This window comes from Streptomyces sp. (assembly GCF_035645055.1).
Taxonomy (GTDB): Bacteria; Actinomycetota; Actinomycetes; order Streptomycetales; family Streptomycetaceae; genus Streptomyces.
In genome coordinates, this window is sequence record NZ_DASQNH010000001.1 from 62768 (window position 1) to 84849 (window position 22082).

The window sequence follows — 22082 nt, forward strand, 5'->3', positions numbered from 1 at the left end:
GGACACCGTGAGAGAGCTGCGCATCAGGGTGCTGGCCGCCGTGTTCGTCGTCGCCGGAGTGCTGTCCTGGGCGGGCGCCCGCCTGTGGAGCTCGTACGGCACCCTGCCGAGCGTCCCCCTGGCCGCGCCCATCGTCCTGGCGCTGATCGCCGTGGTCCTCCTGGCCACCGCGCTCTCGCTGCGCGCCCGGCTGAAGGCCCAGCGCGAGCGCCGCCCCGAGGCCAAGGGCGTCGACCCGCTGATGGCGGCCCGCGCGGTGGTCTTCGGCCAGGCCAGCGCCCTGGTTGCCGCCCTGGTCGCCGGTGTGTACGGCGGCACGGGCGTCGTCCTGCTGGACTCCCTCGACATCCCCGCCCGCCGCGACCAGGCCATCTATGCCGGCTTCTCGGTCCTCGCGGGCATCGCCGTGATAGCGGCTGCCATCTTCCTGGAGCGCGTCTGCAAGCTCCCGGAGGACGACGAACCGGGGGGCCCGGGGACGGCACCGGCGGCCTGAGGGCTCGGCCGTCGGCTCACCGCGGCTGGTGTTCCGTACGAAGGTCCCACGCGACGGCCGGCGGTCCGCCGGCGCGAGACGCGCGGGCGGCCCGGTCGCCTCGGTGAGCGTCCCGGCGCAGCGGGAAGCGAACGCCTCATCGTCCACCACGAGCGACACGCGGTCGCGCCCGCTGTGCCGCCCGCGCAGCCCGCGCCGATCATGTAGCCGAAGGCGCATCCCGGCTTGACGGTCGATCGCTCACGGCACAGCTTCCTCGCTGGTGTCCCGGCCGGAATGGTTCCCACGATCGGCTCACTGCCGACAGCCGTAGCGGGCCCCACTGACACCCGGGTCAGCGCGCCAGTATCAGGCTCATCGCCTCGGCTCGGGTCGTGGCGTCCCGGAGCTGACCGCGTACGGCGGACGTCGTGGTCTTGGCACCGGGCTTGCGGATGCCTCGCACCGACATGCACATGTGTTCGGCCTCGATGACGACGATCGCGCCACGCGCCTCAAGGATGCTCATCAGCGAGTCGGCGATCTGCGTGGTGAGTCGTTCCTGCACCTGGGGGCGTCGAGCGAACACCTCGACGAGGCGCGCCAGCTTCGACAGTCCCGTGATCTTGCCGGTCTCCGCCGGGATGTAACCGACGTGCGCCACTCCATGGAACGGCAGCAGATGATGCTCGCACAGAGACACGATTTCGATGTCCTTCACCAGGACCATCTCATCGTGCCCCAGGTCGAACGTCGTCGTCAGAACCTCCTCGGGTTCCTGCCAGAGCCCCGCCAGAAGCTCCCGATACGCCCGCGCCACCCGCGCCGGCGTCTCCCTCAGGCCCTCGCGGTCCGGGTCCTCGCCGACCGCGATCAGGAGTTCGCGGACGGCGTTCTCGGCGCGCTTCTCGTCGAACTCGCCGATGATGCCCTCGCCGTCCAGCGTCACGGGGTCGGTCATGTGGTGCCTCGTTCCTGTGTGTCGTGCATTCCCGGCAGCCGGAAATGGCGGAATGCCGCGCCCCCCAGGCTAAAACCTGGGGGGCGCGGCATTCATTCCGGGCCTGGTGGGGGCCGCCGGGGCGGCTCCGGGCCGGGTCAGCCGTCGGTACGGTCCTCCTGGACCGGGTCCGGCACGGACTCCGTGGCCGTGGACTTCGCGGTGATCGCCGCCGACGCGCCGTTGGCGCCGTTGGTCAGCGCCAGCTCCTTCGGGGAGAGCACCGGCGGGCGGGTGGACGGCGTACGCCGCGAGGAGCCGGTCCAGGCGGGCCGCGGCGGGCGCTTGACGATCGGGGCGAAGATCTCGGCGATCTCCTCCTTGCCCAGGGTCTCCTTCTCCAGCAGCTGGAGGACGAGGTTGTCGAGCACGTCGCGGTTCTCGACCAGGATCTCCCAGGCCTCGTTGTGCGCGGTCTCGATGAGCTTCTTGACCTCTTCGTCGACCAGCGCGGCGACCTCTTCGGAGTAGTCGCGCTGGTGCGCCATCTCACGGCCGAGGAACGGTTCGGTGTTGTCGCCGCCGAACTTGATGGCGCCGAGGCGTTCCGTCATGCCGTACTGCGTGACCATCGCGCGGGCCAGGTTGGTGGCCTTCTCGATGTCGTTGGCGGCACCGGTGGTCGGGTCGTGGAAGACCAGTTCCTCGGCCGCGCGGCCGCCCAGCATGTAGGCCAGCTGGTCGAGCATCTCGTTGCGCGTGGTCGAGTACCTGTCCTCGTCCGGGAGCACCATCGTGTAGCCGAGGGCGCGGCCGCGGGACAGGATGGTGATCTTGTGCACGGGGTCGGAGTTCGGTGAGGCCGCCGCGACCAGGGCGTGTCCGCCCTCGTGGTACGCGGTGATCTTCTTTTCCTTGTCCGACATGATCCGGGTCCGCTTCTGCGGTCCGGCCACGACACGGTCGATCGCCTCGTCCAGCATGTGGTTGTCGATCAGCTTCTGGTCGCTGCGGGCCGTCAGCAGGGCGGCCTCGTTCAGGACGTTGGCGAGATCGGCACCGGTCATGCCGGGCGTGCGGCGGGCGACGGCCGAGAGGTCGACGTCCGGGGCGACCGGCTTGCCCTTCTGGTGGACCTTGAGGATCTCCAGGCGGCCCTGCATGTCGGGGCGGTCGACCGCGATCTGGCGGTCGAAGCGGCCCGGGCGCAACAGGGCCGGGTCGAGGATGTCGGGCCGGTTGGTCGCGGCGATGAGGATCACGCCGCCCTTGACGTCGAAGCCGTCCATCTCGACGAGGAGCTGGTTCAGGGTCTGCTCGCGCTCGTCGTGACCGCCGCCGAGGCCGGCGCCGCGGTGGCGGCCGACCGCGTCGATCTCGTCGACGAAGACGATCGCCGGGGCGTTCGCCTTGGCCTGCTCGAACAGGTCACGGACGCGGGAGGCACCGACGCCGACGAACATCTCGACGAAGTCGGAACCGGAGATCGAGTAGAACGGCACGCCCGCCTCGCCCGCGACGGCACGCGCGAGCAGGGTCTTGCCGGTGCCGGGGGGGCCGTAGAGCAGGACGCCCTTGGGGATCTTGGCGCCGACGGCCTGGAACTTCGCCGGTTCCTGGAGGAACTCCTTGATCTCGTGCAGTTCCTCGACGGCCTCGTCGGAGCCCGCGACGTCCGCGAAGGTCGTCTTGGGGGTGTCCTTGGTGATGAGCTTGGCCTTCGACTTCCCGAAGTTCATCACCCGGGAGCCGCCGCCCTGCATCTGGTTCATCAGGAAGAGGAAGACGACCACGATGAGGACGAAGGGCAGCAGGGAGAGCAGGATCCCGACGAACGGGTTCTGCTTGGACGGCGAGACCGTGTAGCCGTCCGGGATCTGCTTTTCCTGGTACTTGTTCTGCAGCGTGCTGGCGATGGTCACGCCCTGGTCGCCGATGTAGCTCGCCTGGATCTTCGAGCTGCCCTCGATCTTCACACCGTCTTTGAGCTGGACCTTGATGATCTGCTCGTCGCCGGTGGTCAGCTTGGCCTGCTCGACCTTGTTGTCATTGATCGCCTGGACGACCTGGCCTGTGTCCACCGTCTTGTAGCCGCCGGACGAGCCGACGACCTGCATCAACACGACCACGGCAAGGACGGCCAGCACGATCCACATGACCGGCCCACGGAAGTATCGCTTCACGTCCATCCATACGGAGCGGTGCCGCCCCGTCCCTCCTGCCATAGTGAGTTTGATAAGACAGTTCTTCTGACGGTACCCCAGCATTGTCGCCCGAAGCGGCGCAGGACGGCTGGCAATCCCGTCTGCATGCTCCAACGGCGCGAGGCCCGCCGGGGTTCCCGATCTCCCCGCGGAGGCGCCCTGGTGGCTCAGCCGCCGTAGACGTGGGGCGCGAGCGTACCGACGAACGGCAGGTTGCGGTACTTCTCGGCGTAGTCCAGGCCGTAGCCGACGACGAACTCGTTGGGGATGTCGAAACCGACCCACTCGACGTCGATGGCGACCTTGGCGGCGTCCGGCTTGCGCAGCAGCGTGCACACCTTCAGCGAGGCGGGCTCGCGGGAGCCGAGGTTGTTGATCAGCCAGGACAGGGTCAGGCCGGAGTCGATGATGTCCTCGACGATGAGGACGTGCTTGTTCTTGATGTCGGTGTCGAGGTCCTTGAGGATCCGCACCACGCCGGAGGACTGGGTGCCCGCGCCGTACGAGGACACGGCCATCCAGTCCATGGTGACGGGGGTGGACAGCGCCCGCGCGAGGTCGGCCATGACCATCACCGCGCCCTTGAGCACGCCGACGATCAGCAGGTCCTTCCCCGCGTACTCCGCGTCGATCTTCGCCGCCAGTTCGGCCAGCTTGGCGTCGATCTCTTCCTTGGTGATGAGTACCTGCTGGAGGTCGGCACCCATGTCTTTCGCGTCCACCCGCATCACTTTCGGTCGTCCCACCGGCTGCCCGCCCCGCCGGAGGGGGGCCGGGATTCAGCCTTGCCGAATCACCAGTCTGCCACCCTGCCGCTGGGCGACGACTCTGCCGGGGAGGTTGATGGCGCCCTGGCCGCGCCAGCCGGTGATCAGCCGGTCGATTTCCTCGATGTGGCGGGCGAAGAGGGAGCCGGCCGGGGCACCGGCCTCGATGGCCGCGCGGCGCAGGATCCGGCGGCGTACGGCGGGCGGCAGGGCGTAGAGCTTGGCGCACTCCAGCAGGCCGGCGGCGTCGCGGACGGTGGCCTCGGCCCGGCTGGCCCAGGCGTCGAGGGCGTCGGCGTCGTCGCGGGAGAGGTGGGCCGTCCGGGCGAGGGCCTCGACGACGCCCTTGCCCAGGGCTTTCTCCAGGGCGGGCAGACCTTCGTGGCGCAGCCGGGAGCGGGTGTAGGCCGGGTCCGCGTTGTGCGGGTCGTCCCAGACGGGCAGCGACTGGACCATGCAGGCCTTGCGGACGGTCTGCCGGTCGAGTTCCAGGAAGGGGCGCCGGTAACGGCCGCCGGCCCCCGAGACCGCGGCCATTCCGGACAGGGAGCGGATGCCGGAGCCGCGGGCGAGCCCGAGGAGCACGGTCTCGGCCTGGTCGTCGCGGGTGTGGCCGAGCAGGACGGCGGCGGCGCCGTGACGTTCGGCGGCGGTGTCCAGCGCGGCGTACCGGGCGTCCCGGGCGGCGGCTTCGGGGCCGCCCTCGCGGCCGACGGTCACGGCGGTGGACTCGACCGGGTCGAGGCCGAGTTCGCGCAGGCGCAGGCAGACCTCCGCGGCGCGGAGGTCGGAGCCGGGTTGCAGGCCGTGGTCGACGGTGACGCCGCCCGCGCGGATGCCGAGCTTGGGCGCCTCGAAGGCGAGGGCGGAGGCGAGCGCCATGGAGTCGGCGCCGCCGGAGCAGGCGACGAGGACGAGCGGCGGGGACGGGGGCGCCTCGCCGTTCGGACGGGGCCCAGGGCATGGGGGAGGCTCGGAGCCGGCCCGCTGGGGGAAGCTGTGGTCGTTGAGGATGTCGTGGAGGACGCGGCGGACCGCCAGGCGTATCGCCGCGACCGCAGGATGGGGACCCATGTCCGGTTCCCTTCATGAAGTTTTCTTCGGGGGGTGAACCCGAGCCGGTCACTCAGAGTGTGTAGATGGTGACAGATCCGGGCCGTTCCCCGAGCATTGCACGCCCGTGCAAGGCTCACGCTCCCTCGGACGGGTGATTGAAGGGACGTTCGCCTGCCGTCGGCCGGATTCGGTTCACGACCGTCCCACCCCGTGTCAGGTTTCGCTCCGGCGGTGCACCCGTGCGATCCAGTCCGCCGGTTTGGCGATCTCCGCCTTGGTGGGGAGGGTGTTCGGGGAGGTCCACACGCGGTTGAAGCCGTCCATGCCGACCTCGTCGACGACGGCCCGGACGAACCGTTCGCCGTCCCGGTACTGCCGCAGCTTGGCATCCAGGCCGAGCAGCTTGCGCAGGGCCAGGTCGAGGCGGGAGGCGCCCTTGGCACGGCGCTGCTGGAACTTCTCGCGGATCTCGCCGACGGCCGGGACGACCGCCGGGCCGACGCCGTCCATCACGAAGTCGGCGTGGCCCTCCAGGAGGGACATCACGGCGGTGAGGCGGCCCAGGATCTCCCGCTGGGCGGGGCTCTGCACCAGCTCGACCAGGGAACGGCCGCCGTCGTCCTCCTCGGCGTCGGGGCGGCCTCCGGCCAGCGTCTGGGCGGCTTCGCGAATGCGTTCGAGGAAGGTCATGGGGTCGACGTCGGTCTCCGCCAAGAACGACTGGATTTCACCCTCCAGGTGGTCCCGCAGCCAGGGCACGGCGGTGAACTGCGTCCGGTGGGTCTCCTCGTGCAGGCACACCCAGAGCCGGAAGTCGTGCGGGGGTACGTCGAGTTCGCGTTCGACGTGGACGATGTTGGGCGCGACGAGCAGCAGCCGGCCGCCGCCGCCCGCACCGGCGGGGAGGTCGCGGCTGGCGGGGGCGAAGGTCTCGTACTGGCCGAGGACGCGGGAGGCCAGGAAGGACAGCAGCATGCCCAGCTCGACGCCGGTGACCTTGCCGCCGACGGCGCCGAGGACCGCGCCGCCGGGGCTGCTGCCGCGACGTTCCTGCATCTTGTCCAGCAGCGGCCGGAGGATCTCCCGGAAACCGGCGACGTTCGCCCGGACCCAGCCGGGGCGGTCGACGACGAGGACGGGGGTGTCGTGGGTCTCCTCGGTGCCCATACGAGTGAAGCCCCGGACGTGTTCCTCCGAGGCCTTGGCGTGCCGGCGCAGTTCCGCGACGACGGCCCGGGCCTCGTCGCGGCTCACCTCCGGGCCCGGCCGTACGAGCCGGGTCGCGGTCGCCACCGCGAGATTCCAGTCGACCATGCCGGGTGCGGTGCCACCGATGCTCGTCATGTGTCAACCGTACGTGAGGGGTCCCCACGGGGGCAGGCCGTGTGCGGGCGGGGAGGGGCCCGGCGCACGGCGCCCGGCAGGCCGCGCAAGGGCGCTCGCTAGCCGCAGCCGCAGGCCGCCAGCGCCGTGGCCGCGCGGTCCAGGGCCGACTGGGCCGTGACCGCGTCGGTGGTGTCCGAGCCGAGGAAGGCGAAGGCGAGGACGCGGCCGGACGCGTCGACGACGGTGCCGGCGAGGGTGTTCACACCGGTCAGGGTGCCGGTCTTGGCGCGTACGAGGCCGGCCGCGCCGTCGCCGTAGCGGCCGGTCAGGGTGCCGGTGAAGCCGGCCACGGGGAGACCGGTGAGGGTGGGGCGCAGGTCGGGGTGGCCGGGGTCGGCGGCCTTGGTGAGGAGCGCGGTGAGCAGGGCGGCCGTCAGCCTGCCGTCGCGGTTCAGGCCGCTGCCGTCCTTGATGACGGCGCCCCGCGTGGGCACGCCCAGCTTCTTCAGCTGCTTCTCGATGGCGCGGCCCGCCCCGGCGAAGTCGGCGCGCTCGCCGGTCGCGAGGGCGGTGTGCCGGGCGAGGGCCTCGGCGATGTCGTTGTCGCTGTGGGTCAGCATCCGCTCGACGAGCGCGGACAGCGGGGGCGAGGAGACGGTGGCGAGGGTGTCCGCGCGGCCGGTCGCCTTGGACGGGCCGGGGGGCGTGGTCTCGATGCCCTCGGCCGCCAGGAGGTCCCCGAAGGCGCGGGTGGCCTCCGCCGCGGGGTCGGTGTGGCGCGGGGCGGGCCCGCTGGTGGAGCCGTCGGTGCGCGCCTCGTCGGCCATCAGTGCGGTGACGCGCGCGAGGTTGTCGTTGACGCCGATGGGGTGAAGGTCGGAGCCGGCGTACAGGGTGGTGTCGTACGACAGGGTCACCGCGCGGACGTCCTGCTTCTCCAGGGCGGCGGCGGTGCGCGCGGCGAGCGTGCGCAGGCTCGCGCCGCCCCCGGCGTCGCGGCCGGCGGTGAGGGTGGGGTCGCCGCCGCCGACCAGGATCAGCTCCCTGGTGTCGGGTTCGAAGACGGCGCGGGTGGCCAGGCGGTGGTCGGCGCCGAGGGCGGACAGCGCGGCGACCGCGGTGGCGATCTTGGTGGTGGAGGCGGGGGTCAGTGCCTCGTCGGTGCCCGTGCCGTAGAGCCGCTTGCCGGTGGCGATGTCGACGACCGCGGCCGATCGCCGTCCGCCGAGCGCCGCGTCGTGCAGGAGCGGGTCCAGGACGTCGGCGAGCGCCTCGCCGTCCGGGAGCCCGGCGTTCGTCGCGCCGCCCAGTCCGGTCAGCACGGACGCGGCGCTGGGGGCGGGACGGGGCCCGGTGCCGTTCGCTCCGGCCCGGCCGGCGGCGCCGCCGTGAGATGCGCCACCCGGTTGTCCGGCGGCGACCGCGCGATCGCGCTCGGCCGTACGCTGACCCGTGGAGTCCCAGGGCCCCGCGGCGGTCACGACGCCGGCGGCCAGCGCCAGACCGGCGGTGGCGGCACCCGCGGTGTACTGCCAGGTCTTCACCCGCGTGATCCGTGTGACCTGCGGTGACGCGGCCCGCGCCAGCCGCGCGACCCGCGGCCCCGTCGCCGCGACGGCACGGGCGAGACGGGGGCGTACGGCCTCCGCGACCCGCGTCAGACGCGGCCTCGCGGACCGCCACGGCCTCAGCTCGGGCACGACCACCAGCCCCTTTCGCGATCACACACCTGCGTGAGGGACACTTAACCACCAAGACTGTGTGCTGATCATGGAGGAGCCACCGGTGGAGTTCGACGTAACGATCGAGATTCCGAAGGGTTCGCGCAACAAGTACGAGGTGGACCACGAGACCGGTCGGATCCGCCTGGACCGCCGACTGTTCACGTCGACCGCCTACCCGACGGACTACGGCTTCGTCGAGAACACCCTCGGCGAGGACGGCGACCCGCTGGACGCGCTGGTCATCCTGGACGAGCCGACCTTCCCGGGCTGCCTCATCCGCTGCCGCGCGATCGGCATGTTCCGGATGACGGACGAGGCCGGCGGCGACGACAAGCTGCTGTGCGTCCCGGCGACCGACCCGCGTGTGGAGCACCTGCGCGACATCCACCACGTGTCCGAGTTCGACCGCCTGGAGATCCAGCACTTCTTCGAGGTGTACAAGGACCTGGAGCCCGGCAAGTCGGTCGAGGGCGCCAACTGGGTGGGCCGTACGGACGCCGAGGCCGAGATCGAGCGGTCCTACAAGCGCTTCAAGGAGCAGGGCGGTCACTGACCTGCCTGTTGCCGGGTAGACGGGCCGTACGCGTGTGCGTGCGGCCCGTTCGTCATGTGTGCGCATACTGAGGTACCGGAGGTGTCGTACAGGGAGCACTGCACGTGACGGACGCGGAGGACCGCAAGCCGCAGTCGGACGAGGCGAGGATGGCGTTCACGCCGCCCGCCGGGGTCGAGGTCGGGGACAGCGAGTCGGAGACGACGTCCGAGTTCGCGCTCCCCGTCGGGCTGGACGCCCCCCAGCCGGCGGGCGCGGAATCCGAGGGATCGGCGTTCGTCCCGCCGCGCACCTACAGCGCGCGGGAGGCGCCGCCCGCGTTCACCCCGGCCACCGGGATACCGGCGGTCAGCCTGACCAAGGACGCGCCGTGGCAGGACCGGATGCGCACGATGCTGCGCATGCCGGTGACCGAGCGGCCCGCGCCGGAGCCGGTGCAGAAGGCGGAGGAGGGCGGCCCGGCCGTTCCGCGCGTGCTGGACCTGACGCTGCGTATCGGGGAACTGCTGCTGGCGGGCGGCGAGGGCGCGGAGGACGTCGAGGCGGCGATGTTCGCGGTGTGCCGGTCGTACGGCCTTGACCGGTGCGAGCCGAACGTCACCTTCACGCTGCTGTCGATCTCGTACCAGCCGTCGCTCGTGGACGACCCGGTGTCGGCGGCGCGGACCGTACGGCGGCGCGGGACGGACTACACGCGGCTCGCGGCCGTGTTCCAGCTCGTCGACGACCTCAGCGACCCGGAGACGCAGATCTCGCTGGAGGAGGCCTACCGGCGGCTCGCCGAGATCCGCCGCAACCGGCACCCGTATCCCACCTGGGTGCTGACCTCGGCGAGCGGGCTGCTCGCGGGGGCTGCCTCGGTGCTGGTCGGCGGCGATCTGATCGTGTTCGTCGCGGCGGCGCTGGGCGCGATGCTCGGGGACCGGCTGGCGTGGCTGTGCGCGGGGCGCGGGCTGCCGGAGTTCTACCAGTTCACGGTCGCCGCGATGCCGCCCGCCGCGATCGGGGTGGCGCTCACCGTCGCGCACGTCGACGTGGCGGCGGCCGCCGTGATCACCGGTGGGCTGTTCGCGCTGCTGCCCGGGCGCGCGCTGGTCGCGGGCGTGCAGGACGGGCTGACCGGCTTCTACATCACCGCGGCGGCGCGGCTGCTGGAGGTGCTGTACTTCTTCGTGGGCATCGTGGTCGGGGTGCTCGTGGTGCTGTACTTCGGCGTCCAGCTGGGGGCCCAGCTCAACCCGGACGCCGCGCTGGGCAGCCGGGAGCAGCCGCTGGTGCAGATCGCCGCGTCGATGCTGCTGTCGCTGACGTTCGCCGTGCTGCTTCAGCAGGAACGATCCACCGTGCTGGCGGTGACCCTCAACGGGGGTGTCGCGTGGGTGGTGTACGGCGCCCTGCACTACGCCGGTGATCTGTCGCCGGTGGCGTCCACGGCGGTGGCGGCGGGGCTGGTCGGGTTGTTCGGGCAGCTGATGTCGCGGTACCGGTACGCGTCGGCGCTGCCGTACACGACCGCGGCGATCGGGCCGCTGCTGCCGGGTTCGGCCACGTACTTCGGGCTGCTGGCGATCGCGCAGAACGATGTCGACGGGGGGCTGGGGTCGCTGACCAAGGCGGCGGCGCTGGCGATGGCCATCGCCATCGGGGTGAACCTCGGGTCGGAGGTGTCGCGGATGTTCCTGCGGGGCGCCGGCCGCGGGCGGAAGGCGGCCAAGCGGACGCGGGGATTCTGACGCCGGGTCGCTTCCCCGCGCCCCTCGGGTGGACTTCTTCAGTAGCCCTGGTTCTGGTTGTACGGGTAGGGCTGCTGCTGGGGGTACTGGTCGTCGGCGTACGGCTGCTGCTGGGGGTACTGCCGGTCGTAGCCCTGCTGGTCGTAGCCCTGCCGGTCGTAGCCGTACTGCTGCTGCGGGTACTGCTGCTGGTTCTGCTGGGGGTACGGCTGCTGCTGGTCGGCCGGGGGGATGCGGCGGAGCTGGGTCGTGGCGTCGTCCATCACCGGGTACGCGGGCTGCTGCTGCGGCTGGGCCTGGTGCTGCCGGGGCTCGGTGGGCCGCTGCCGCGCGGCCTTCTTGTTCTGGGAGCGGGCCCGCAGGAGCTCGATGATGATCGGGACGACCGAGATCAGGACGATCAGGATCAGGATCGCTTCGATGTTCTTCTTGACGAAGTCGATGTTGCCCAGCCAGGAGCCGAGCAGGGTGACGCCCGCGCCCCAGAGGATGCCGCCGACGACGTTGAAGACCAGGAAGGAGCGGTACCGCATGCCGCTGACGCCGGCGATGATCGGCGTGAAGGTGCGGACGATGGGCACGAACCGGGCCAGGACCAGGGACTTCGGGCCGTACTTCTCGAAGAACTCGTGGGCCTTGGTGACGTTCTCCTGCTTGAAGAAACGGGAGTCGGGGCGGGTGAAGAGCGCGGGTCCGACCTTCTTGCCGAACATGTAGCCCGCCTGGTCGCCGAGGATCGCGGCGACGCAGATCAGCACGATGGCCGCCCACAGGGGGAAGTCCAGCTGCTTCGAGGTGATCAGCAGACCCGCCGTGAACAGCAGGGAGTCACCGGGCAGGAAGAAGCCGATGAGCAGGCCGGACTCGGCGAAGACGATGAGGAGCAGACCCCAGATCCCGAAGGTGTCGAGCAGGTAGTTCGGATCCAGCCAGCTGGGTCCGAGAGCGAGCGTCGTCACGATTCCGGGCTCCTGAGGGGTGAAGGGAAGTGCGGCGTCCAGTTGGCCGGACAACGCTATCAACGCCGCGCGCCCGCCCCAGGTTCCACCGGCCCTCCAGGATGCACTGTGCGCCGGGTGGGAGGCACCCGCGCGTGGGGCCGACGGGGTGCCGGCGTTCCGCTTCGATGTGACGGACGCCGCGGACGCCGGCACCGAGGTGTGCGCGGACCGGACGGCGGTGGTCCTGGCCCGGGAACAGCCCGTGGGCCGCCCGGGCCAGGACGTCAGGAGGCGTGCCGGGCCGCGTTCGCGACGATGGCGTCCCTCAGGTGCTCGGCGAGACCGGGGCGCATGGCCTCGTAGAACGCCTTGAAGCGCTCGTCGGAGACGTACATGTCGCCCAGGCACCGGTGCATCTCGAAGCCGCACTCGTAGTACCAGCCGGTGATGTGCCGCCGGTGTTCCTCGGCCAGGTCCATGGCCCGCTCACCGGTGGGCGGCTCGCCGTCGGCCATCAGGGCGCCGTAGCGCTCGGCCCAGTCGGCCGCCTCGGCCTGCATCCGCTTCCAGTCCTCCTTGGTGTAGCTCGCGGCGCGGCGCTGCGACTCGGCGTAGGCCTCGGTGCCGCCCCAGCGCGCCTCCACCTCCTCGGCGTACTGCTCCGGGTCGTTGTCCCCGAAGACCTCGAACCGCTCCTCGGGCGTGAGGTTGATCCCCATCTTGCGTGCCTCCATGGCGTGCTCCACGGCCGCCGCCATCTTCCGCAGCCGCTCGATCCGGGCGGTCAGCAGCTCGTGCTGCCGGCGCAGGTGGGCCCGTGGGTCCACCTCCGGGTCGTCGAGCAGGACGGCGACCTCGTCGAGCGGGAAGCCGAGCTCGCGGTAGAACAGGATCTGCTGCAGCCGGTCGAGGTCGGCGTCGCTGTAGCGCCGGTGGCCCGCGTGGCTGCGCTCGCTGGGCACGAGCAGCCCGATGTCGTCGTAGTGGTGCAGGGTGCGCACCGTCACTCCGGCGAATCCGGCGACCTGTCCCACGGAGTAGCTCACTTCCGCTCCCTTCTCGGTACACCGTCCACGCTGAGGCATCACGTCACGTGAGGTGCAAGCCGGGAATCCCGGTGCCTCAGGTCAGGACACCGACGAAGGGCTCGCCCTCGCCCGCGAAGGTATGGGCGCCGCCTTCGATGCGGCCGATGAGGCCGCGGGTCCAGGCGGCCTCGGCGTCGGCCGTGTGCAGCCAGAGGTTCATGATCTCGCCGATGTGGCCGAGCTGTCCGGTGCCGCCCTCGGGGACGTAGTGCTCGGTGACGGCGGCGCGCCACTGCTCGATGCGGCGGATCCGCTCCTTGAGCAGGGCGACCGTTTCGGCGCGCGGCAGGTCGACCATGAAGCCGATGGCGGCGGACTTCATGTCGGTCTTCTGGTCGTACTCGGTGAGGGCCTCGCGCAGCAGCCGGAAGTACTCCTCGGTGCCGTCGGCGGTGATCTCGTACTCGGTGCGCGGAGGGCCGCCGGCGGTGGAGGGGGCGACCTCGTGGGCCTGCAGCAGGCCTTGCCTGGCCATCTGTTTCAGCGCGTGGTAGATCGAGCCGGGTTTGGCGTTGGACCACTCGTGCGCGCCCCAGTACTCCAGGTCGCCGCGCACCTGGTAGCCGTGGGCCCGTCCGTGCTGGCGGACGGCGCCCAGGACCAGGAGTCGGATCGCTGACATGCGGTCCAGATTAGGACCCAGCCGCTTCCGCCTTCTCGGCGAGGGCGACCAGTTCGAAGGCGGTCCTGCCGTCCAGCGACTCGCGGACGATGTCGGCGTGACCGGCGTGGCGGGCGGTCTCGCGGATGAGGTGGAGGCACAGCCAGCGCATCGAGACGGACTCCTCGGGGAACCACGGCTCGTCCGGGAGGTCGAAGGTGTCGTCCAGGCTGGGCACCGCGCGGATGAACGCCTCCGTCTCGGCGGCGACCTTCTCCCAGTACGCCAGCTGGTCGGCGAGGGTCTCGCCGTCGACCAGCCGGAAGCACTCGTGCCAGTTCGACTGGTCGCGCCGGACGGCCGGCGGCTCGCCCTTGGCCCGCGCGATCCAGCCCTGCTCCACCTCGGCGACGTGCTTGACCAGCCCGGCGAGGCTCAGCTCGCTCGCGCTGGGGCGCGCGGACGCCTGCTCGTCGGTCAGTCCGAGCACCGCCCGCCGGATGCCGCCGCGCTGCTCCGCCAGGAAGGAGAGCAGCGCTCCGCGCTCGTCGCCGTGGGCCTCCGCGCGCACGTGGGTGACCATGTCGGACCGCCTTTCATCGGGGGCTTTCGCCTGACACAGATGAAGGTACGCGGCATCGAGGTCAGATGCTGTCCTAGTGCGGGCGGGACCGGAGAACGGAAGCGGAGAACGGCCGCGATCCTCAGAAGGGGAACCTGCTGCGCCTGTGCTGCACCGAGATCCACTTCAGAGTGGTGAAGGCGTCCAGGGTCGACTCGCCGTTCAGGCGGCCGACGCCGGAGTGCTTCTCGCCGCCGAAGGGGACGAGGGGTTCGTCGTGGACGGTGCCGTCGTTGACGTGGAACATGCCGGTGTCGATGCGCTGGGCGAAGCGGACGCCGCGCTCGACGTCGCCGGTGTGGACGGCGCCGCTGAGGCCGTACGGAGTGTCGTTGACCAGGCGGACGGCCTCCTCCTCGCCGTCGAACGGGATGAGCAGGGCGACCGGACCGAAGATCTCCCGGCGCAGCACCGGCGAACCGGCGGGTATGCCGGTCAGGACGGACGGCTCGACCAGGTTGTCGCGGACCGTGCCGCGCAGCAGGGCCGTCGCGCCCTCGGCGACCGCCTGCTCCACCGCGCCGGACAGCGCCTTGACCTGGGAGGCGTTGATGACCGGGCCGATGACGGTCTCCGGGTCGCGCGGGTCGCCCACCTTGAGGGACCTGACCTTGGCGACGAACTTCCCGGTGAACTCGTCGGCGACCGAGCGGTCCACGAGGACGCGGTTGGCGGCCATGCAGACCTGGCCCTGGTGGATGTAGCGGCTGAAGACCGCCGCGTCGACGGCGTAGTCGAGGTCGGCGTCGTCGAGGACGACCAGCGCGCTGTTGCCGCCGAGTTCAAGGACGGCCCGCTTGAACTGCCCGGCGCACACGGTGGCGACGTGCCGGCCGACCGCGTCGGAGCCGGTGAAGGAGATGACCTTGGGCACCGGGTGCTCGATGAAGGCGTCGCCGATCTCGGCGATGTCGGTGACCACGACGTTCAGCAGGCCGGCCGGGAGGCCCGCGTCCTCGAAGAGTCGGGCGACGAGGGTGCCGCCGACGACCGGGGTGTCCTGGTGCGGCTTGAGGACCACGGCGTTGCCGAGCGCCAGGGCGGGCGCCACGGACTTCAGCGACAGCAGGAAGGGGAAGTTGAAGGGGCTGATGACGCCGACGACACCGACCGGGACGCGGTGGAGGCGGTTCTCCTTGCCGGGGTCGGGCGAGGGGATCAGCTTGTCCTCGGGGCGCAGGGCGAGGGCGGCGGCCTCGCGCAGGAACTCCTTGGCCAGGTGCAGTTCGAAGGCGGCCTTGACCCGGGTGCCGCCCAGCTCGGCGGTGATCGCGTCGGCGATCTCCGCCTCGCGCTCCTCGACCAGCCGCAGTGTCTTCTCCAGCACCGCGCGGCGGGTGAAGGCGCCGGCGCGGGCCCAGTCCCGCTGGGCGCGTTCGGCGGCCCGGTAGGCCTGATCTATCTCGTCGACGGTGGCTATGGTGATCGAGGCCAGCTTCTCGCCGTCGTACGGATTGAAGTCGATGATGTCCCAGGAGCCGGTGCCCGGCCGCCACTCGCCGTCGATGTACTGCTGAGCCAGGTCGGTGAAGTAGGACGACATGTGATCCCTCAATCCCTGCCGCGGGCGCGGACAGACAGACACTCCTGATCACTCGTCATCGTACTTGTGACGCAACCGAGTTGGCCGCTGTCTCAGGAGAGTTGGAGGAGGCCCCGGAGGAGGTCGCGGCTCTCGGCCGGGCCGGGGCTGTCGCGCTGCAGCTCCTTCAGGGCCGTCTCGTACTGGGCGACGTCCTCGGGCTTGTCCAGGTAGAGGGCGCTGGTCAGCTGCTCCAGGTAGACCACGTCCGACAGGTCGGACTCGGGGAAGCTGAGGATGGTGAAGGCGCCGCTCTCCCCGGAGTGCCCGCCGAAGCTGAACGGCATGATCTGGAGCCGTACGTTGGGCCGCTCGGAGATCTCGATGAGGTGCTGGAGCTGGCCGCGCATCACCTCGCGGTCGCCGTAGGGGCGGCGCAGGGCGGCCTCGTCCAGGACGATGTGGAAGTCGGGGGCGTTCTCCGCGACGAGGTGCTTCTGCCGCTCCAGGCGCAGGGCCACACGACGCTCCACGTCGGCCTCGCTCGCGCCCTTCATCCCGCGCCGCACCACCGCGCGGGCGTACGCCTCGGTCTGCAGCAGACCGTGCACGAACTGCACCTCGTACGCCCGGATCAGGGACGCGGCGCCCTCCAGGCCCACGTAGGTGGGGAACCAGCTCGGCAGCACGTCGGAGTAGCTGTGCCACCAGCCGGCGACATTGGCCTCGCGGGCGAGCGAGACCAGTGAGCCGCGCTCGGCCTCGTCCGTGATGCCGTACAGCGTCAGCAGGTCCTCGACATCCCTCGTCTTGAAGCTCACCCGGCCCAGCTCCATCCGGCTGATCTTCGACTCGGATGCGCGGATGTGGTAACCCGCCGCCTCACGGGTGATGCCACGCGCCTCGCGCAGCCGCCTGAGTTGCGAACCGAGCAGCATCCGCCGCACCACCGATCCGGGCTCTCCCGCGCTCACCTTCGCCAGCCTCCCCAACCGTCTTCAGGGCCCGCAGTCTGCCACTAAAACACTCCGAGCTGTACTCGCCCGATTACACAGACGGAAAGAAGCCAAAGATTGCGGACAGGAGGACACGCGGAGGGGACGCGCGGCGAGCGCACGAGCGACGAGAAGGTGGCACGCAGGGCCAGAAGATGGCGGAAAAAATGGCCAAGAAGTGGTACGGGAGGGACTATTTCGGTCGCGTGCACGTGCATCTGCCCTTGCATCTGGTCTGCGCTTCCGAAACCATGGTGCCGCGCCACCGCTGCATCGCAACGACCGCGAATTCCGGGAGTGCCCCGCATGGCAACGAATGGATCGACCATGCTCGAGCCGTTACGGCAGGGCCTTCCGCCGCTGGACCCCACGGCCGTCTCCAGCGCCGCCTCCTGCGCCCTGCCCGCCCGCTTCGAGGCGGTGCGTGACGCACGGCGGTTCACCCGCAGGACCCTCGACCAGTGGGACCTGGGCGACCGGTTCGACGACGTCTGCCTGGTCGTCTCGGAACTCGTCACCAACGCCCTGCGGCACGCCGTGCCCGGCGCCCCGCGGACCCCGGCCCAGGAACCGCCGGTACGGCTGCACCTGATGCGCTGGACCGAGCGGCTGGTGTGCGCGGTGCGCGACCCCAGCAACGACAGCCCGGTGGCGCGCGAGGCGGACGACTTCTCGGCGGAGTCCGGCCGGGGGCTGTTCCTCGTCGACTCGTTCTGCGACAGCTGGGGGTGGCACCCGCTGGCCGGCACGCTCAGCGGCAAGGTCGTCTGGGCGCTGTTCCGTCTCCAGCCCGCCGACTGACGAACCGTGGCACGCGCGCGTGCCACGGTTCTACGCGCGTCACAGCGATCCCGGAGCCGTGCCGCACGGCGCGCCGCGCGCCGTCCCTCAGCCGGCCACGAGATGGTCGAACTCGCCGTCCTTCACCCCGAGCAGCATGGCCTCGATCTCCGCGCGCGTGTACACCAGCGCGGGCCCGTCGGGGAAGTTGGAATTCCGTACGGCGACTCTGCCGCCCGGCAACCGGGCGAACTCCACGCAGGATCCCTGCGAGTTGCTGTGTCTGCTCTTCTGCCAGGCCACACGCAGCTCGGTGGCGGCCATGCCGTTGTACACGTCGTGGTCCACAGATCGCTCCCCGGTGGTGCACTGGCTGATGTGGCCATAGATGCAATGGTCAACTGTGCCGGATCATAACCTTCTTCACCTGCAGCTGCATGAGCAGATGCACGTGCACGCGGGGTGTTCCTGTGACTACGGCTTTGCCCCCCGCTTTACCGAAGTGGTTCCCGTACTAGGAACAGACGCATGTCATCGGCTTTGTGTTCCATTGAACCTCCGCCTGAACTCCCCGTGTGGCGGCGGGCCGTGCCGCACACGTCGACGGGCCCCGCCTCCGGTGAGGCGGGGCCCGTCGATACGGGAGGTCAGCGGCTCCCGTAGGGGAGCAGAGCCATCTCCCGGGCGTTCTTGATCGCGCGGGCCAGCTGCCGCTGCTGCTGCGAATCGACCCGGGTGACCCGGCGGCTGCGGATCTTGCCGCGGTCGGAGATGAACTTCCGCAGCAGATCAGTGTCCTTGTAGTCGATGTACGTCACGCCCGCCTGGTCCAGCGGATTGGGCCGGTTCTTCTTGGCGGGCTTGCGGTCGGACGTGCGGGGCATCGGTGTTCAGACCTCCAGGAGGGTGTCGAAGGCGGACGGCAGCCGCTTCCAGGCGTCGCGCCCGGCGGCGTACTCGGCGTCGGTCAGCAGGCAGGACTCCAGCAGGTCGCGCAGGCCCTCCCGGTCCAGGCCCGGCGAGGTGAAGACCAGGTGCTGGCAGCGGTCCCCGTGCTCCGGGTGCCAGTCCAGCGCGGCGGCGGCCCGGCGCACCGGCGGGACCATCTCCCAGGCCGCGTCGGGCAGCGAGGCGAGCCAGGGACCCGCGCTCTCCACGCACAGCGCGCCCCCGGCCGCGTCCCAGTGCAGCAGGGTGTCGGGCCGGTCGGCGAGCCAGAACCGGCCCCGGCTGCGCGCGGCGGCGCAGGTCAGATCCTCAAGGGCCTGGTAGAGCCGCTCGGGGTGGAAGGGGCGGTGCCGGCGCCAGACGAGGGTGGCGACCCCGTGCGCGTCGGCCTCGGCGGGCAGCAGCGCGCAGGCCGGGTGCTGGGCCGCCGCCGCGGCCTCGATGTCGAATCCGGCGAGCGCGGCGCCCGCCAGATCACCCTGACCGATCGGGACCCGGCGGGCGGTCGGGTGCAGCTGGGCCAGCAGCTCGCGGTCCTCGTCGTCGGCCTCCGGGGAGTCGGCGACGGCGAGGACGGGGGCGTACTCCAGCTGGCGGGCGAAGGTGTCGGCGACGGTGCGCTGGTCGGTGGCGGCCGTGGCGAGCCCGGCCTCGGCCAGATCGTCGCCGTTGCCGAGGTACGGCAGCAGCAGCGCGGGGTCGACGGCGGTGAGCACGCCGGTGACGGTGAGGCCGCCGGCCGCGACGACCTCGGCCATGGCCTTCGGCTCGACGGAGTCCCACAGCTCGACGACCGCCAGGCGGGTGTCCCCCGCGTCGGCGAGCCGCCGCAGCTCGGGCACCAGGTCCTCGCGCAGCGCGCAGCACGCGCAGTCGTTGACCAGCGGCGCCTCACCGGTGTCCCGGACGCCGCCGGCGTCGCGGACGGTGCGGACCACGGTGCCGGCCGCGGCCGTCGCCAGGTCGTGGTGGAGGGCGACGCTGCCGGGGACGTCGGCGAGCAGCCGGCCGACGGCCGCCCTGCGGGCGTCGGAGTGCAGCCCGCCGACGATCACGACGGAGAGGTCGGGCACGTCGCTCAGCTCCGCTTCCCGTACCGGCGCTCGAAGCGCTCGACGCGGCCGGCGGTGTCCAGGACGCGGGCGGTGCCCGTGTAGAAGGGGTGGCTCACGTTCGAGATCTCGACGTCCACGACCGGGTAGGTGTTGCCGTCCTCCCACTCGATCGTCTTGTCGCTGGTCATGGTGGACCGGGTGAGGAAGGCGTGGTTCGCGGCACGGTCACGGAAGACGACGGGACCGTAGGCGGGGTGGATTCCCTGGCGCACGGCGGGTCAGCGCTCCTCTCGGAAGTCGACGTGGCGGCCGGCGACCGGGTCGTACTTGCGCAGGGTCATACGGTCCGGGTCGTTGCGGCGGTTCTTGCGGGTCACGTAGGTGTAGCCGGTGCCGGCGGTGGACCGGAGCTTGATGACCGGGCGGAGTTCGTTGCGTGCCATGCTGCTATGTTACTGAAAATGAATTCCATTTACGATAGCGATCGAGGAGAGGTACGTCACCCATGTCCGCCCACTGCATGCTGACCGGCGCCCGGCCCGGATTCGGCAACACGATCTCCCACTCCCACCGGCGCACCTCGCGCCGTTTCGACCCCAACATCCAGTCCAAGCGCTACTGGCTGCCGAGCGAGGGCCGGTACGTCCGGCTGAAGCTGAGCACCAAGGGGATCAAGACCGTCGACACGATCGGGATCGAGGCCGCCGTGGCGCGGATCCGGGCCCGGGGGGTGCGGGTCTGATGGCGAAGAAGAGCAAGATCGCGAAGAACGGGAAGCGGCAGGAGACCGTCGCCCGGTACGCCGCGCGGCGGGCCGAGCTGAAGGAGATCATCCGCCGGCCGTCCAGCACGGACGCCGAACGCGCGGCCGCCCAGGCCGAGCTGCGCCGCCAGCCGCGCGACGCCAGCGCCACGCGCGTCCGCAACCGGGACCAGGTGGACGGGCGCCCGCGCGGGTACTTCCGGGCGTTCGGGCTGTCGCGGGTGTCACTGCGGGAGCAGGCGCACGCCGGGTTCCTGCCGGGGGTTCGCAAGTCCTCCTGGTAACCGGTCGCGGTGAGGGAGGCGGCGGGGCGGTTACGGCCTGGTAGCTTGCTGCGGTCGTACCGTCCTACCGGTTCTTCCTGGGGGCTCGCAGTGACTTCGGCGACGTACGCGCGCGGGTCGCGCACGCGGATTCGGGCCGCGGCCGTGGCCATGGCCGCGGGACTGGGCGGCGCGCTGCTGCTCGGTGGGTGCGGTGACGGTGGGGGCTCCGAGGACGAGGCGACGCCCACCGCGTCGGCGCCCCCCTCCCCCGCCCCCGGCGACAGCCCGTCCGGCGCCGCCGCCGGAAAGCTGGAGGGCAGCTGGGTCGCCACCAGCGGCGGGCAGGCCGTGGCCCTGGTGATCACCGGAGACGAGGCGGGACTGTTCGCCAGCCGCGGGACGATGTGCGGCGGCCGGGTCGGCGAGGCCGCCGGGAAGCGGACGGTCCGGCTGTCCTGCGGCGGCGGGCAGGAGGAGCGGGGCACCGGGACGGTCGACTCCGTCACGGCGACCACGCTCAAGGTGACCTGGGAGGGTTCCGCGGGCACCGAGACGTACACCAGGGCCGAGGGCGGGAAGCTGCCGCCGGGACTGCCGCCGGCGGGGCCGGGGTCGTAGGACGGGACCGCGTCCTCACCGGGGCTCCGGGGGCCGCTTCGCGCCGTCCGAGGTTTCGTGCAGGGCGTCGTGCACGGCCGCCTGCGCCACGGACGTCGGCAGGGTGACCGTGACCAGCATCATCGCCACGCTGGAGGAGGCGATCAGGCCGGTCGTGGGGCCGGCGGCCCGGCTCAGCCCGGTGACGAAGGTCAACAGGGCGAGCAGCGCGAGGAACACGGGCGGGTGGCCGATGGTGAGGCAGCCGAGGAAGGTGGAGACGGCGAGGCTCGTGCCGGAGGCCGGCGCCAGCTCCGGGCGCGCGCGCCGGCGGCGCCGGAAGGTGGCGATCGCCGCCTGGAAGGCCCCGAACGCCGAGCCGGCCGCCGCCTCCGGGCCCAGCGCCCACAGGCATACCCCGATGGTGATCGCGAGCCCGGCCGCGCCGCGCAGGGCGACCAGGGGTTCCCGCGGCTTGCGGGAGGCGGGCGACGGTCCCGCCGCCCCGTACGTGATGATCGTCCCGACACCGTCGCCAGCCCAGGGGGTCTCCTCATGCGCGTCCCGCCGCTCACCGTCACCGCCGGCGCCCTCGCCGCCGTCCTTCTGCTGTCCGGCTGCGAGGGGGACGGCGGTGACAGCGGGAGCGGCGGTGACGGTCGTGACGGCTCCGGCGGGAAGAGGACCGCCGCCGGTCCGTGCGTCCTCGGCGCTCTCGCGGTGGAGGTCGGGCCCGTCGACGCCGCGCCCGCCGCGGGGGACCTCGGCAACGTCACCGTGACGCTCACCAACCGCGGCGACGCGGCCTGCACGCTCCAGGGATTCCCCGGCGTCACCCTGGTGGCGGGGGGTACGTCCGCGACCGTGGACCCGGGCGAGGCCGCGGCGCGCCGGGTGAGCGTGCCCCGGGAAGGCACCGTGTCCTTCACGATCGGCTACACGCGCGGTGCGGCGGGCGAGGAGCGCAGCCTCCCGGTGAAGACGGTGCGGTTCCGCCTGCCGGGCGCCTCGGAGACGCACGGCTTCCCGTGGTCGTACGGCGAGGTGGCGCTGCGCGGCGGGGGCGTGCCGGAGGCCTCGGTCAGCCCCTTCCAGCAGACCGCCGGCGACTGAGCGCGCCCCCGCG

Annotated in this window: 25 protein-coding genes and 1 pseudogene; 8 read left to right on the plus strand and 18 right to left on the minus strand. The window is 71.5% G+C overall.

Annotated features, from left to right (window positions below; all coding sequences use genetic code 11):
* The first annotated feature begins 7 nt into the window (after positions 1–7).
* The gene (locus VE614_RS00290; protein WP_324929932.1) at positions 8–496 is read left to right on the plus strand and encodes a DUF3180 domain-containing protein; all 489 of its coding nucleotides are present in this window, start codon (positions 8–10) and stop codon (positions 494–496) included.
* 334 nt (positions 497–830) lie between these two features.
* On the opposite strand, the gene folE is transcribed toward VE614_RS00290, so the two are convergent.
* The 6 genes from folE to dacB all read right to left on the minus strand — a co-directional run bounded on the left by folE (position 831) and on the right by dacB (position 8474).
* Positions 831–1436, minus strand: coding sequence for a GTP cyclohydrolase I FolE (folE, locus tag VE614_RS00295; RefSeq protein WP_324929935.1), 606 nt, complete (start codon positions 1434–1436; stop codon positions 831–833).
* Positions 1437–1573: 137 nt separating this feature from the next.
* Complete coding sequence (gene ftsH / locus VE614_RS00300; protein ID WP_324929938.1) at positions 1574–3604, minus strand: ATP-dependent zinc metalloprotease FtsH; 2031 nt, start codon at positions 3602–3604, stop codon at positions 1574–1576.
* Between the two features lie 182 nt (positions 3605–3786).
* Positions 3787–4347, minus strand: coding sequence for a hypoxanthine phosphoribosyltransferase (gene hpt / locus VE614_RS00305; protein WP_324930286.1), 561 nt, complete (start codon positions 4345–4347; stop codon positions 3787–3789).
* A gap of 51 nt (positions 4348–4398) precedes the next feature.
* Positions 4399–5460 (minus strand): tRNA lysidine(34) synthetase TilS, encoded by a 1062-nt coding sequence (gene tilS / locus VE614_RS00310; protein ID WP_324929941.1) that lies wholly within the window; start codon positions 5458–5460, stop codon positions 4399–4401.
* A 195-nt stretch (positions 5461–5655) separates the two neighbouring features.
* Complete coding sequence (locus VE614_RS00315; protein WP_324929944.1) at positions 5656–6786, minus strand: zinc-dependent metalloprotease; 1131 nt, start codon at positions 6784–6786, stop codon at positions 5656–5658.
* A gap of 98 nt (positions 6787–6884) precedes the next feature.
* Positions 6885–8474, minus strand: coding sequence for a D-alanyl-D-alanine carboxypeptidase/D-alanyl-D-alanine endopeptidase (dacB, locus tag VE614_RS00320; protein WP_324929947.1), 1590 nt, complete (start codon positions 8472–8474; stop codon positions 6885–6887).
* A gap of 79 nt (positions 8475–8553) precedes the next feature.
* Here dacB and VE614_RS00325 point away from each other — a divergent pair, with 79 nt between their 5' ends.
* Both VE614_RS00325 and VE614_RS00330 read left to right on the plus strand, forming a co-directional pair.
* Complete coding sequence (locus tag VE614_RS00325) at positions 8554–9045, plus strand: inorganic diphosphatase (protein ID WP_029381130.1); 492 nt, start codon at positions 8554–8556, stop codon at positions 9043–9045.
* A 104-nt stretch (positions 9046–9149) separates the two neighbouring features.
* The gene (locus tag VE614_RS00330) at positions 9150–10778 is read left to right on the plus strand and encodes a threonine/serine ThrE exporter family protein (protein ID WP_324929952.1); all 1629 of its coding nucleotides are present in this window, start codon (positions 9150–9152) and stop codon (positions 10776–10778) included.
* 38 nt (positions 10779–10816) lie between these two features.
* Here the strand turns inward: VE614_RS00330 and VE614_RS00335 are convergent, their stop codons facing one another.
* The 6 genes from VE614_RS00335 to VE614_RS00360 form a co-directional block, all read right to left on the minus strand.
* Complete coding sequence (locus tag VE614_RS00335; RefSeq protein ID WP_324929954.1) at positions 10817–11737, minus strand: DedA family protein; 921 nt, start codon at positions 11735–11737, stop codon at positions 10817–10819.
* Positions 11738–12003: 266 nt separating this feature from the next.
* Positions 12004–12765, minus strand: a complete 762-nt coding sequence (locus VE614_RS00340) for a MerR family transcriptional regulator (protein ID WP_324929956.1) — start codon at positions 12763–12765, stop codon at positions 12004–12006.
* A gap of 76 nt (positions 12766–12841) precedes the next feature.
* The gene (locus tag VE614_RS00345) at positions 12842–13429 is read right to left on the minus strand and encodes a PadR family transcriptional regulator (RefSeq protein ID WP_324929959.1); all 588 of its coding nucleotides are present in this window, start codon (positions 13427–13429) and stop codon (positions 12842–12844) included.
* 10 nt (positions 13430–13439) lie between these two features.
* A complete protein-coding gene (locus VE614_RS00350; protein ID WP_324929962.1) occupies positions 13440–13991 on the minus strand; it encodes a DinB family protein in 552 nt (183 codons plus the stop codon).
* A gap of 121 nt (positions 13992–14112) precedes the next feature.
* A complete protein-coding gene (locus tag VE614_RS00355) occupies positions 14113–15573 on the minus strand; it encodes an aldehyde dehydrogenase family protein (protein ID WP_324929965.1) in 1461 nt (486 codons plus the stop codon).
* A 92-nt stretch (positions 15574–15665) separates the two neighbouring features.
* Positions 15666–16490 carry a helix-turn-helix transcriptional regulator gene (locus VE614_RS00360; protein ID WP_324930289.1) on the minus strand — a complete coding sequence of 275 codons (825 nt, stop codon included), beginning with the start codon at positions 16488–16490 and terminating at the stop codon, positions 15666–15668.
* A 384-nt stretch (positions 16491–16874) separates the two neighbouring features.
* Between VE614_RS00360 and VE614_RS00365 the strand changes: the two genes are divergently transcribed.
* Complete coding sequence (locus VE614_RS00365) at positions 16875–17348, plus strand: ATP-binding protein (RefSeq protein WP_324929968.1); 474 nt, start codon at positions 16875–16877, stop codon at positions 17346–17348.
* Positions 17349–17435: 87 nt separating this feature from the next.
* On the opposite strand, the gene VE614_RS00370 is transcribed toward VE614_RS00365, so the two are convergent.
* The 5 genes from VE614_RS00370 to rpmG all read right to left on the minus strand — a co-directional run bounded on the left by VE614_RS00370 (position 17436) and on the right by rpmG (position 19773).
* Positions 17436–17651: a DUF397 domain-containing protein gene (locus VE614_RS00370; protein ID WP_324930292.1), complete on the minus strand. Its 216-nt coding sequence runs from the start codon at positions 17649–17651 to the stop codon at positions 17436–17438.
* A 323-nt stretch (positions 17652–17974) separates the two neighbouring features.
* On the minus strand, positions 17975–18211 hold the full coding sequence (rpsR, locus tag VE614_RS00375; RefSeq protein ID WP_324929971.1) for a 30S ribosomal protein S18: 237 nt from the start codon (positions 18209–18211) through the stop codon (positions 17975–17977).
* 6 nt (positions 18212–18217) lie between these two features.
* Positions 18218–19348, minus strand: a complete 1131-nt coding sequence (locus tag VE614_RS00380) for a CobW family GTP-binding protein (RefSeq protein WP_324929975.1) — start codon at positions 19346–19348, stop codon at positions 18218–18220.
* Between the two features lie 5 nt (positions 19349–19353).
* Positions 19354–19602: a type B 50S ribosomal protein L31 gene (locus tag VE614_RS00385; protein WP_324929979.1), complete on the minus strand. Its 249-nt coding sequence runs from the start codon at positions 19600–19602 to the stop codon at positions 19354–19356.
* Positions 19603–19608: 6 nt separating this feature from the next.
* Positions 19609–19773, minus strand: a complete 165-nt coding sequence (gene rpmG, locus VE614_RS00390) for a 50S ribosomal protein L33 (RefSeq protein WP_030573688.1) — start codon at positions 19771–19773, stop codon at positions 19609–19611.
* A 62-nt stretch (positions 19774–19835) separates the two neighbouring features.
* Here rpmG and rpmB point away from each other — a divergent pair, with 62 nt between their 5' ends.
* The 3 genes from rpmB to VE614_RS00405 all read left to right on the plus strand — a co-directional run bounded on the left by rpmB (position 19836) and on the right by VE614_RS00405 (position 20977).
* The gene (rpmB, locus tag VE614_RS00395) at positions 19836–20072 is read left to right on the plus strand and encodes a 50S ribosomal protein L28 (RefSeq protein ID WP_324929983.1); all 237 of its coding nucleotides are present in this window, start codon (positions 19836–19838) and stop codon (positions 20070–20072) included.
* Positions 20072–20377, plus strand: coding sequence for a 30S ribosomal protein S14 (gene rpsN, locus VE614_RS00400; protein ID WP_324929986.1), 306 nt, complete (start codon positions 20072–20074; stop codon positions 20375–20377). Before rpmB ends, rpsN begins: the two co-directional genes overlap by 1 nt.
* Positions 20378–20527: 150 nt before the next feature.
* Positions 20528–20977 carry a hypothetical protein gene (locus VE614_RS00405; RefSeq protein WP_324930295.1) on the plus strand — a complete coding sequence of 150 codons (450 nt, stop codon included), beginning with the start codon at positions 20528–20530 and terminating at the stop codon, positions 20975–20977.
* A 60-nt stretch (positions 20978–21037) separates the two neighbouring features.
* On the opposite strand, the pseudogene VE614_RS00410 reads toward VE614_RS00405, so the two are convergent.
* A pseudogene (locus tag VE614_RS00410) lies at positions 21038–21475 on the minus strand (FUSC family protein); the annotation flags it as partial.
* A gap of 36 nt (positions 21476–21511) precedes the next feature.
* Here VE614_RS00410 and VE614_RS00415 point away from each other — a divergent pair.
* Positions 21512–22069 (plus strand): DUF4232 domain-containing protein, encoded by a 558-nt coding sequence (locus VE614_RS00415; RefSeq protein WP_324929989.1) that lies wholly within the window; start codon positions 21512–21514, stop codon positions 22067–22069.
* Positions 22070–22082 lie beyond the last annotated feature (13 nt).